We start from the raw sequence: 12,979 nt of genomic DNA, 5'->3' as shown, positions 1-12,979 counted from the left end.
CGATTAATCATTGATGCTATATACTTGTGCCCGATCATTATTGAATACGGCCAACAAGTATTTTTTGTTGTTTAATATAATAGTTTTTAAGTGTCTTATAGATTTTTTGGTGAAATCTAATCCCAATTGGTTGCCCAGAACAATATTTCCTTCATTGCTTAGCAGTGCTCCCGGGAATGAGTCCATTCTTCCATGGTAGGGTTTTACACCGAAGTAGTTCCCTGCCATCAGTGCTTCGGGCGTTCCATCTTCATTAAAATCCTCTATTAAAAAGGTCATAATGGGAGAAACCTGTAGCTCGTTTTTGAAGGGGACAAAGATAAATTGTCCGTTATCATTTCTTAAATAACCTGATTTAAGTGTGTTAACTTCCAAAACAGTTGATGATTTTAAGGCATCATCGCCAAAGATTTCTTCTACGGTGGCTCCTGCAAAAGATTTGTATGTGGTATATTTTTTCTTCAAATAAACCATTTGTGATGCAAGTCCGTCCAAATTTTCCAGCGGGTAGTATTTCCCGTTTTTTTCCATGGCGGTAACGGTTTCGGTTTGTCCGTTATCATCAAAATCATTAAAATATAATTTCATGGGATAGGCTTCGGAAGCCTTGAATTTGGAATTGGTGCCCCAATTGCCCAAAAGGTAGTCCGTATCTCCGTCACCATCCATATCAAAAGCTTCTATGGCTTGCCAAAGGCCAGAAATATTCGTTTGTTTCACTTCTGTAAAAGAGTCATTTTGATACTTTAAAAACTTGGGGGCCATCCATTCCCCTACCAAAATAAGGTCGGTGACACCATTCCCATCAAAATCGCTCCAAATAGCATCGGTTACCATACCCTTGCTTATAGATTCAAAACCTTTTTTCGGGCTAAAAGTACCGTTATTGTTTTCCAAAAGGTAGGAGGTTGCGGCTGCACCAAAATTAGCGGTAATGGTATGCCCACCAATAAACACATCCAAATCACCATCATTATCAAAATCGAATGGTCTGATTACGGAAGAATTTTGAAAATACTCTGGAAGTTCTCCACGTTGAAATGTGCTGTCCTGTTGCACATAATAAGTGTCTAAAAGCGGCTCGGATGGACCAAAAAAGTCCCCGCCCCCAGCTGAAATCATCAAATCATTTTTCCCATCATTGTTGAAGTCAGCTATGCTGGCAGAAATTTGTTCCTTAATAGAATCAATTTGTATGGTATTGAATGTATTGGTCACAAAAACAGAATCCTGTTGAACAAAAACTTGAGAAGGCCCGTATTTGGAGCCTCCAAAAAAGAGGTCTTCTTTTCCATCCCCATTCAAATCGCCAATGGCCAAAGCGGGGCCTCTATCGGAAATTTGATAGGGAATCAGTTTTTCTCGGATAAAGTCTATGTAGTTGTCCTCAACATGGTTAAAGTCTAGGCCAAGATTAGTGTCAACCAAAGCAAATAAGGGATCTTTAACCTTGTTTTGCAATATGTAATCAAAAGGTTTTATGTTGTTAGGCTCAATGGTGAGCGTCTGATTTGCAGCTACATTTTTTAGCGTCTGGTATGTTCTGTCAGGCCAAATAATTCTAATACTATCTATTTCAGAGGCATTTTGAAATCCAAAATGAATCATTGGCTCGGATGATGCTTGAAAACCTCGTGTTGGGAAAAGTTCCTTGAACTGAAGGCCGCCATCCACATAAGCAAATGCTTTGGTTCCAATGCCAAATTTGTTTTCGTTGGTGTAGTTGAATTTCAGCTTAAGAAAAGATGCTTTGTCGTTTGTTTTGTTAATGTACAAAGAAACGGGTTGGTTGATGTTGTTGGTCACCACATCCAAATCTCCATCACCATCAAGGTCGCCAATAGCCGTAGCACCAGATACCAAAGTGTCTTGTGTAATCCAATCTTCGGACATATTTTGAAACTGAAGGTCCCGGGCTCCTTTGAAAACATAATTGTGTACGTTTCCGGAAGGCATTAAATTCAAGGCTTGCTGATCTACCAATTTGGTATTGTCTATTTTTTGTTGAATCTGATCATTGGATACAAATTTGATGAAATCCAAATCGTTCGGTCTTTTGGGGATACCATTGGAAATAAACACATCTTGTTGGCCGTCTTGGTCAAAATCGGCAAAAAGTGCACTCCAACTCCAATCTGTGGCGGCAATTCCACTCATTAAAGCGGTTTCCATAAAATTACCGTCGGGTTGGTTTATAAAAAGCATGTTTCTTGTAAACTGATAGTGGTACCCAAAGCGGTCAATACGCATTTTTTGGGTCTGGACGTTATCATCTCCTTCTGATGATTTTAATGGAACTTCCTCCTCGGGCAGCATGTCGAGAGAGATTAAATCGGGACGCCCATCATTATTGATATCGGCCACATCATTGCCCATGGAAAAGCGGGATGTATGGCCAAAATATTGTTTCAAACTTTCTGTAAAGGTACCGTCTCCATTATTTAGATAGTAATAATCGTCTTCATGAAAATCGTTGCCCACATAGATGTCGGGATAGCCATCCTGATTAAAATCTGCAACGGCCAATCCTAATCCATAACCATTGATGCCACCATAAATACCAGCTTCTTCACTTACATCAACGAACTTGCCATTGTCGTTTCTTAGCAGTTTGTCCCCGGTTTCATATCGTCGCTCGTAACGTAGATCAAACTTTCCAAAGGAATTTTGGGTGTGTACGGCATGGTTCAAAAGGTACATATCCAAGTCACCATCCAAATCGTAATCGAAAAAAGCGGCATTGGAACTATAAGAATCGAAATCTAAACCATATTTGGCCGCACTTTCGGTAAAGGTATTGTCACCGTTGTTAATATAAAGTTCATTAAACCCGTTAAACCCATTGATGCCCACTACGGCGCAAACATAAATATCCAAAAGTCCGTCGCCGTTCACATCGGCCATGGTCACTCCTGTGTTCCAAGTGCTGTTGCCTTCAATTCCTGCAGCCCTGGAGATGTCTTCAAACTTTAGGTTGCCTTGGTTCAGGTACAGTTTGTTCTTCACCTGATTGCCACTCAGAAAAATATCCGGCAAACCATCATTATTTATGTCGCCAATGGAAACTCCACCTCCATTGTAATAATAGAGGTAGTCCAGAATACTTAAATCCTTGGAAGAGGTAAGGGTATTGGTAAAAGTGACCCCAGTTTCTTCAGGTGATGGGTTTTCAAAAAGATTCCCACCCTTTTTGCATGAAACAACAAGGGCTGTCAATAAAAGTATGATGCAAAACCTATTCATTGAGGGCAAAAATCTTAGGTTTGTTGTTGTTCACGGCTGCAATTACGTAGATTTTACCGTTTTTATCCTTGAATTGTTTCAGATATTTTACTTCATCCCTCACTTTAAATCCACTGGTTTCGTAATCTTGCCAGGTGAAGTTCATATTTCCATCGCCTAGCAATAGATTCCCTTGACTTGCATCCAAACGGGAAAACTGTGGTTTAAATTCGTAGTTGTTTCCTGCCATGATCAAATCAAGGTTGCCATCTTTGTTTACATCGGCACAGGTAATGTCGCAAACACAGGAAAGTTGCACCCTTGGCGGTAGATTTTTAATCGTGAATTTTCCGCCTCTTTCATTAATGGCAATTACGGAAGCTGAAGTCTCCGCTTTTTTAACAATCGATTTTTCCATCACTTCTTCTGGAAATAATTGTTGGATGGTTCGTTGCGCGTAATCTGAGGCTTTTAGGTTTTGTTTTTTTAAGGAGGGCAATTGGTCTGTAAGTTCCCTTTTTTGATGGATGGGATAGTCACCACCATTTTCTTGCATGGTCACAATTTGCTCCAATGTGCCATTGTTATCGTAGTCGTTGATGTACATTTTCATCGGGGCGTAATCCGTTGGTTTGTAGTGCAGGTTCAATCCTTGATTTCCGAGAATTAAATCGAGGTCACCATCCCCATCGAGGTCGGCGGTTTCCACGGTGTTCCACCATCCATATAAGCTATCCAATGAAGTTGACATTTTGGCCAATCTTCTTCCCGTGTTTTTATAAATTTTTGGGGTGTCCCAATCGGCAGTAATGATAAGATCTTTTTTTCCATCACCATCCATATCTTCCCATTTGGAATCGGTGACCATACCTGCATCCTTTAGGTCGTAACCAGAGCGTTCCGTTACGTTGGTAAAAGTACCATCACCCATATTTTCCAATAGAAGGTGGTCTGGTGATATGCCGTACACACCCACTACGCTGCGAGAACCAATGAAAATGTCAATGTCACCGTCATTGTCAAAATCGTAGGGAGCAATGGTGGAAATATTTTTAAAGGTGGAAGGAAGTTCTTTTTCAGATTTTGAAAAATTTCCACTACCATCATTCAAATACAATCGCGCTGAATAATTTCGCAATTCATCTACATTGTTTCCACCAGAGCCAACAATCAAATCCACGTCTCCATCGCCATCGGCATCAAAAAATGCGGCAGCAACATCTTCATGCTCTTTCCCCTCTTCAAAAACGGCAGATGATTTTTGTGTTACTTTTCCATTTCCCCGGTGAAGATAAATAGTGCCGGACTGGCCCTTTGCACCTCCAATATAGAAGTCTTCATGCCCATCCCCATTTACATCTGCTACCGCCAAAGAAGGTCCTTCTTGTGATAATTTATGGGAAATGAGTCCTTCGTAATCAAAATCGTTGTAATTGTCCTCTTGGTGCTTGGCAGTCAAATTATTGTCCAATTCCGTTAAGAAAGGTTTTTTGTTCAGCTTTTTGGGTAATTTATACGCTTCGGTAGCATTGGAATGCTCTAGCGTCAACACTTGGTTCGCGGGGACATTTTCCAATTTTTGGGTACGTTCATCGGGCCAAACAATGCGAATGGAATCTAATTGTTCGGTTTTGCCCAATCCAAAAGTCATATCATACTGCACCGAAGATTGAAATCCACGGGAAGGAATTAATTCTTGGTTCACAATGTTGCCATCAAAATATAATTTTGCCAGAGTGCCCACTGCAAAGGGGTTGTTTTCAGGTCCTTTGAATTTTAATTGGATGTAATTGTTGTTCAACTGTGATTCCGTATTGTTTCGGTAGATAAATGCGGGTGTGTTCACATTATTGATGACCAAATCCAAATCCCCGTCGTTGTCCAAATCGGCATAAGCGGCTCCATTGGAGCGGGACGGAAGTTCAAATCCCCAATCCTTATTGGCATTTGTAAAGGTGATATCCCCATTGTTTTTATAGGCATAGTTAGGTTGAGGCTTTACTGGCATTTTACTAATGATGGAATCGATAGACTCCTTTTTACCTGTCAATGCCATTTTTTGGACGATTTCGTTGGCAAAAAAGTCCACAAAATCCAAATCGGTTAGGTCGTGGTTAATGCCGTTGGTGATAAAAATATCCTTTAGCCCATCATTATCCATATCGAACATGAGTCCAGCCCAACTCCAATCCGTTGCATCAATTCCACTGTAGTATGCCACCTCTGAAAAGGTGCCATTCCCATTATTGAGCTGTAGTGTATTTTGAATGTATTGTTGGCCAAAATCTTTGTCCTGTTTTAGGTTGAAGATATTGTAACCTTCAAATTCCATCACAGATTTTACCCTTTGTTCCTTTTCTGGAAGCATATCGGTAATAAAGATATCGTTGTGCCCGTCGTTGTTAATGTCGGCAATATCAACACCCATTGCGGATAGACTCAAGTGCGAGGTCCAATCCTTGATTTCTTCTTTAAAGGTGCCATCCTTTTGGTTGATATAGAGATAATCCCTTTCATAAAAATCGTTGGAGACATAGATGTCTGGATATAGGTCACCATTAAAGTCGGTAACCAATACGCCCAAACCAAAACCGATTAAACTTCCATAAATTCCGGCTTCTTCGCTTACATCCACAAATTTTCCATTATCGTTTCTCAAGAGCATATCGCCCACACCTTTGAAAATATGGGGTACGCCCTCCCAATCTTGAGCCCTAACGTCACGCTGTTCTGCATATCCCAAACTACTTACTGGAATATTACTGTTGTTAAGAATGTAGGCATCCAAATCTCCGTCTTTGTCATAATCAAAGAAAGTGGCGTGTGTGGTAAATCCGGTTTTTGCCAGATTGTATTCTTCTGCCTTTTCACTAAAAGTTAAGTCTCCATTGTTGATGTACAAATCATTATCATGGTTGTTGCCTTCCAAGTTTCCAGCGTTGGAAACATAAATATCCAAAAGGCCATCGTGGTTGATATCGACCATGACCACACCGGTAGACCAAGGTTTGTTTCCGAGTACACCAGCAGATTCGGAGATGTCTTCAAATTGCATATTCCCTTTATTCAGGTAAAGTCTATTGGGCTCCATGTTCCCTGTGAAATAAACATCTTGTAGTCCATCATTGTTGATGTCTCCAATTGCAACCCCGCCACCGTTATAGAAATTACGGTATTTGAATATGTTGAAGTTTTTTTGGTTCGCTACTTTATTGATAAAAGTGACCCCAGTTTCCTCTGGTTTTAACAATGTGAAGAGCGTTTCCGTTTTGTTTTCTTCAACAACTTCATTTGCAACTTTGTTTTTACAGGATATGATACCTAAAAAAAGTATGCAAACGGTTATATGGTTCAGTTTCATTGATAGTTCTTTTTTTGACCAAAAAATAGGATTTGTTTATTTCATTTTATTGAATGAAAAACATTTTTCCCGTTTTAAATTGGCTTTTCTAATTCATTCACAAATTTTGAAACTTTTCTGCTGTTTCTAGGATGCTGTAATATAGTTCAATGCGAAGCGTACAATCTACCAAGTTGAAGGCTTATCTCAAAATAATTGGAAGCTATTAATATTTCATTAATCTTTTCTTTGTTGATATTTATGGCTTGTTCAAAAAAAGTAATGCCGCCCATGGATTGTGGGCGGCATTTGTGCTAATAAAACAGCTTAAACTTTATACTATTGGTAACCTGGGTTTTGAACCAAGTTTGGATTGGCCAAAACATCGGAAACTGGAATTGGGAAAATCAATCTTGTTGCATCTCCAGCTTCTTTAAGGTTCCAAGCTCTTAGGTATTGACCAAATCTGATCAAATCTTGTCTTCTTACCGCTTCTTGGTACAATTCACGTCCTCTTTCAGCCAACAAATCATCTTCTGTGATTGTGGCTAAGGGAGAAGCACCTCGGATAGCGCGGAGATCATTAATCATGGCCAATGGGCTGTTCCCCATTCTGAACATGGCTTCGGCTTTCATTAGGTAAGCATCGGCAAAACGATATTTAACCACGTGTTGTCTTCTGTCTCCACCTTCCTCATTTGGGTGATATTTCAACATTCGAATACCAGAGGTTTCCAAAACAGCATCATCACCTGGAGAGGTATATTCTGCTTTTTCAGTTTCTCTTGTAAACACCAATGGAATTCCACCAACATTATCTCTAGCATTTAATGGAGTGCCATCTTGCTCGTATTGTTGGTTGATCAAAAATCCTAAACCAATACCTAGGTTTTCTGCATTTGCTGTACTTGGGTCGTGTACCATACCTCTACGCTCTTCTTGACCGTCACCGGGATAGTTAGTATCAGAAGGTCCCTCGAAAAGGTCGTAGAACTCCGCAAGCGTGGTGAATCCGTTCCAACCACCTCCGTCATTAAATCCGGGGAAGTTTTGGTTGTAGTGCAACGTATGCCACATTCTAGAACCTGCGTCTGCAGGTGACCACCAAATGGTCTCTACATCGTTGCTTGGTCTAAAAATATCGAAGAATTCTCCTTCGGCAGCTAGGGTGTAACCGCTTGCTGCAATTTCATCAACGGCATCGATAACCACTTGCATGTCTGCAGGGTCTGGAGCTGTTTCAAGGTAAACATGCTTGTTCAAATGAACTTTAGCCAATAGGTGCAGGGCTGAGGCTTTTGTTGGGTTCGATTTTAATGCAATACCGTCACCTGCAGTTACATCAGGCAAATCTTGTATGGCAATGTTCAAATCGTTTACAATAGAATCAATGGCAACCTGTCCAGTCAATACTTCTGGTATTGCACTGTTAGGAAGGTCAACATCCCTGTATGGAACCTGTCTCCACATATCCAAAATCCAGTGCATGGCCCACGCTCTGTAAAAACGAGCCGCAGCTTTTTGCTCTGTAATGTTGCCGCCGGCCGTATTCACACTTTTTGGGCTGATTACACGGGTTGCGTTAATGGTAACACTGTTAAGTTGTTGCCATGGTACAACAATGTCGGACAATTCTGCGTTCCAAGTTTGTCTGTGAATGGACAACCATCTACCGTTATCTCCCCAGTCTGTACCTCTAGTGGGTACAATATATTCGTCTGTAGAAACTTCGTTAAGTGCAAAAAGTCCTTCTTGGTTTCCTAATTGCCCTCCGGCAACAATATTTCTAAGGTTGGCAACTTCACCTTGTACGTTTGCCACACCAGCAAACCCGTCTGTTATTAATGAATCTGAACCTTCGATCTCCAAATCGGTGCATGAAAACACCAACGAGGCCAAAAGCGTAATATTTAAATATTTAGTTATTTTCTTCATGGTGCAATTTTTTAAAATGTAACATTAACCCCAAAAGTGAAAGTTCTCGGTCTTGGGTATTGAAGGTAATCAATAGAGGCCGATGGCAAACCGTTTGCAGGTACATCACTAGTGCTCACCTCAGGATCTAAACCACTGTAGTCTGTAATTAACCACAAATTCTGACCGTTTACACTTAAACGCATACTCTTTAGAGAGCCATCGCCACTTAATGGAACGTTATATGAAATGGAAGCCGACTGAAGTCTTACAAAATCACCTTTTTCCAAGAAATAGGTACTTGGGTTAGTTGCAGATAGGGTAATTCCTTCATCAACCACACTTTTCAAGTTATTTCTACTACCAATCTGTGGAGCCGCAAACAAGGCGTTGGCCGTATTGTTGTACACATAATGACCAAATTGTCCAGAGAAGAATACGGAAGCATCCCAATTCTTATAAGATGCCGAAGTAGAAAAACCTGAAATAATCTTTGGAAGACCAGACTTGTCTAAAATGGTTGGGTCTGTCTCTACGTTATTATTGTCATCAACCAAACGAAGGTTATAGGTGAACAATGGTTTTCCGTTGGTCAAGATTTGGGAAGTAGTTCCCGTAAGCCCTTGTCCGTAAAGGTTACCCGCTTGAATGTTTGGACCATCGTAATCGGTAAGTTCGTTTTGGTTGTATGAGATATTAAAGTTTGCATTCCAGTTGAAATCTTCACCTCTTAATATGTCGTAATCCAAGCCCAGTTCGATACCTTGGTTGATGATCACACCATCAACATTTTGGAAAACGAATGGAGAAGTTGCCGGCTGTACGGCTGGCAAATTCAATAGAATGTCTCTTGTTTCCTTACGGTATAAATCGATGTTACCTGAGAATCTATCATTATTAAACCCAAAATCAATACCGAAACCATATTGGGTTGTTTCTTCCCATTTAAGGTCTGGGTTGGCAAATGCAACTTCAGAAGTTGCAGGTGGGGTAATTTGTGAATTTGCACCAATACCTAGTTGGTTCCATCTTGTTCTGTTCACAAATTGACCATATCCAAGACCGTCTTGGTTACCTGTGATACCCCAGCTCAATCTCATTTTTAAAGTTGAGAAGGCATCTCCTGTAAAGTCTTCTTCGTTTAATTTCCAAGCAAATGCTGCTGATGGGAAGTACCCGTACTGATTGTTTCCACCAAATCTTGAAGAACCATCCGCTCTTACTGTGGCAGTGAACAAATACTTGTCGTATAAAGTATAATTTACTCTTCCGAAGAAAGACTGAAGTTCATCCGTATTATCAAAAGTATCTACCGTAAATGCATTGATTGGAATGTTGGGCAACGATAATGTTGACTCGTTCACATTTGGTGTTAGACCCAAAATTCTGAATTGGTCTCCCGCATCTGGATCATTTTGAAACGTACCGATTCCGTATGCTTGATAGTTGCTTGCAAGCCCATTGGTTGCATCATAAGCACTGTTGGTTGCATCGATAATTTGACCTAGGTTGGAAGTTCCGTACCCTTGTCCCAACATGTTCTCACCTTTTCTGTTAAAATCTTGAAAAGAGAAACCGATAAGCGCATCGAGACTTGAGTTTTCGTACTGTTTATTGTAGTTTAAAGTAAGCTCTACCAAACGGTTCTCTGTATCCAAATTGCTAACTGCCGCACGGCCATTGTTTTCTGCACCGTTGTTCAAAGCGAGTATTTGTGGCCCTGAAACCTGACCTCTTGTGGAGCTGGAAGTATCGTATCCCATATTTACCTTTGCAGTCAACTCTTCAGTAATGTCATATTCCAGAGATAAGTTCCCAAGGAATCTGTCTGTGTGAGTGTTGTCATCGTAATAGGCCAAAAGGTTGGCAGGGTTTCTATCTGGTGCAGCGCTAATATTTGGATTTGCCCTTAGCGTAGGATTCGCATAATATGCGGATGCAAGCAAGTCACCTGTGCTACCGGAAGTTCTACTGATAAAGGGTGCCTGGTCATTAATTCTTGACACGGTAGCTTGTAAATTTACCCTGAACTTGTCGTCAAAGAAACGGTGTGCAGCATTCACTCTACCTGTAATTCTTTCCAAGTTGGTGTTTTCAATCACCCCAAATTGTTTGGAATATCCAAAAGTAGCTCTCACATTACCTTTACCATAGTTTTGGGAATAAGACAAGTTGTTGTCCGTAGAAGCTGATGTTCTAAAGATATAATTTTGCCAATCGGTAGCGCCTCCTAGGTTTGAGCCTCCACGCTCGATAAACTCTTCAGCAGTCAACAAATCATAAGTATTGGCTACTTTAGAGATACTTAAGTTGGTAGAAAAACCCCATTGTCCCTGAGAACCACCACCTTTACCGGATTTTGTAGTAATTACAACAACACCATTGGCACCTCTAGATCCATAGATAGCGGTAGCGGAGGCATCTTTCAAGATACTCATGCTTTCAATGTCATTTGGATTCAAGAAGTTCAACGGGTTTTTGGAGCCACTGGTACCAACACCAACATCTGCACCGCTGGCGGATACACTTTCGTTGGTTACAGGAACCCCATCGATAACAAATAAAGGACTGTTGTTCGATCTAACTGAAGCGGTACCACGAATTCTTAAGGCAATACCAGCACCGGGCTCACCACTCGATTGAGTGATCTGAACACCTGAAGTCTTACCTTGGATCAATTGTTCTGGGGATGAAATAACCCCTCCGTTAAAATCTTCGGAGGTTACTGCAGCAACCGAACCGGTCGCATCTTTAACTGTAGTTTGACCATAACCAATAATTACCACCTCATCCAGTGCCTGAGCATCTTCTTGTAAGGTTACATTAATGGTAGATTGGCCATTTACAGGAATTTCTTGGGTACTGTAGCCTATGTAGCTAATTACCAATACCGCAGAACTTCCAATGTCACTTAAGGTATAATTACCATCAAAATCGGTCTGCGTACCATTGGTAGTACCTTTTACCAACACGCTCGCTCCTGGTAACGGTCCGTTAGCGTCCGAAACGGTACCAGATACGGTTTGAGCCTTTGCCAACCCGAAGCACAGAAATGCCCCAAGAAGCAAAAAGCTTTTTAGTAGCGTCATCTTCATAATTAATTTAAAGTTTAGTTAATTTTAATTCAATGATTAAACATATATAAAAAAAGGGTTAATCAAAATTTAAACATATCGCATTATGCAACGAAAACGGTTTCGTGTTGATAACTTAAAAAGTGTAAAATAGACAATTATTAGTCTGTTTACTTTTATTTTTTTTTGAAAAGAAGTGTATAAATTACGAATACCGCAATAATTACTCTAATATAACATAATATTATTTGATTGCTTTACGATTGTCAAATTTTAGGATGGTAACCTCAATTTTATTGTTAAAAAGAAGCATTTTATCCGCTTATTTATACTTTATTGACTAATTTTCCATGTTATTCCAAACATGAAAATTCCACATAGTTGAAAGCAAAGATTACTTTAAAAGATATTGCGCGGGAATTAGAGGTGTCCATTTCCACGGTTTCAAAAGCTTTAAAGAATAGCGAGGAAATTAGCCGCGATACCAAGGACAAGGTACAGGCCTTTGCCAAACTTTACAATTACAAGCCCAATAATATAGCAATCAGCTTAAAAAATAAACGAACCAAGAATATAGGGGTAGTTATTCCTGACATTGTTCACCATTTTTTTACCACTGTTATTCGTGGAATCGAAAAATATGCCAATGCAAAAGGGTACAATGTAATCGTCTGTTTGTCCGAAGAATCTTTTGACAAAGAAGTGATCAACATGGAGATGTTGGCCAATGGGAGTATTGATGGTTTTATTATGTCACTTTCCTCCGAAACCCAACGAAAGGCAGATTACAACCATTTAAAGGAAGTTACAGAACAAGGAATTCCAGTGGTATTGTTTGATAGGATTACCCAAGAGGTTGAATGCGACAAAGTGGTTATTGATGACGAATTGGGCGCCTACCAAGCCACCCAAAAATTTATTGAACAGGGGAAGAAGAAGATAGCTCTGATTACCACCGACGATTATTTGAGTGTAAGCAAGGAACGTACCAATGGTTATTTAAAAGCATTGGAAGAAAGTAAGCTTGGTGTGAACGAATCGCTCGTGCTTAAAATGCACTCCATGGAAATGGATGAACAAGCCATTAAGGATTTTTTGAATGAACAAGAACCTGATGCCGTGTTATGCGTAAATGAGATTTTTGCAGTTTACAGCATGCGTCTGGTTCAAGAGAAAGGGTTGCGAATTCCAGAAGACATTGCTTTTATCGGATTTACCGATGGTGTTTTGTCCAAATATGCCAACCCCAGTCTAACGGTTGTGGCACAACACGGTGAAAAAATGGGGGAAGTTTCCGCTAAAATGCTCATCGACAAAATAGAAAGTGAAGCCGAGGAAGAAACCTATCAAACCAAAATTCTGGAACCAACCTTGGTAATTAGGGATTCCATTGCTCATTGATTTTCTAGACCGAAAAACAGCTTCAATT

General features: G+C 40.2%; 5 protein-coding genes. 1 reads left to right on the top strand and 4 read right to left on the bottom strand.

The genetic code is table 11. The features are described from left to right. Positions 1–3: 3 nt before the first annotated feature. From ABT310_RS04665 to ABT310_RS04650, 4 genes are all read right to left on the bottom strand, one after another. Positions 4–3,243 (bottom strand): VCBS repeat-containing protein, encoded by a 3,240-nt coding sequence (locus tag ABT310_RS04665; RefSeq protein WP_375325584.1) that lies wholly within the window; start codon positions 3,241–3,243, stop codon positions 4–6. Next, positions 3,236–6,583, bottom strand: a complete 3,348-nt coding sequence (locus tag ABT310_RS04660; protein ID WP_375325583.1) for a VCBS repeat-containing protein — start codon at positions 6,581–6,583, stop codon at positions 3,236–3,238. The genes ABT310_RS04665 and ABT310_RS04660 overlap by 8 nt, the downstream gene beginning before the upstream one ends. Before the next feature lie 318 nt (positions 6,584–6,901). Beyond that, a complete protein-coding gene (locus ABT310_RS04655) occupies positions 6,902–8,497 on the bottom strand; it encodes a RagB/SusD family nutrient uptake outer membrane protein (protein ID WP_375325582.1) in 1,596 nt (531 codons plus the stop codon). A gap of 11 nt (positions 8,498–8,508) precedes the next feature. Further along, a complete protein-coding gene (locus ABT310_RS04650) occupies positions 8,509–11,571 on the bottom strand; it encodes a SusC/RagA family TonB-linked outer membrane protein (protein WP_375325581.1) in 3,063 nt (1,020 codons plus the stop codon). A 360-nt stretch (positions 11,572–11,931) separates the two neighbouring features. Here ABT310_RS04650 and ABT310_RS04645 point away from each other — a divergent pair, with 360 nt between their 5' ends. Then, positions 11,932–12,951 (top strand): LacI family DNA-binding transcriptional regulator, encoded by a 1,020-nt coding sequence (locus ABT310_RS04645; protein ID WP_375325580.1) that lies wholly within the window; start codon positions 11,932–11,934, stop codon positions 12,949–12,951. The last annotated feature ends 28 nt before the right edge of the window (positions 12,952–12,979 follow it).

This window comes from Flagellimonas cixiensis, from assembly GCF_042134615.1.
Lineage (GTDB): Bacteria > Bacteroidota > Bacteroidia > Flavobacteriales > Flavobacteriaceae > Flagellimonas > Flagellimonas cixiensis.
The sequence above is the reverse complement of the archived record's forward strand: the minus strand, read 5'-3'. Positions and strand labels throughout refer to the sequence as shown.

Bases quoted from the DNA above. Each gene is read 5' to 3' on its own strand.
- ABT310_RS04665 (WP_375325584.1), bottom strand. From the start codon at position 3,243: ATGAATAGGTTTTGCATCATACTTTTATTGACAGCCCTTGTTGTTTCA.
- ABT310_RS04660 (WP_375325583.1), bottom strand. From the start codon at position 6,583: ATGAAACTGAACCATATAACCGTTTGCATACTTTTTTTAGGTATCATA.
- ABT310_RS04655 (WP_375325582.1), bottom strand. From the start codon at position 8,497: ATGAAGAAAATAACTAAATATTTAAATATTACGCTTTTGGCCTCGTTG.
- ABT310_RS04650 (WP_375325581.1), bottom strand. From the start codon at position 11,571: ATGAAGATGACGCTACTAAAAAGCTTTTTGCTTCTTGGGGCATTTCTG.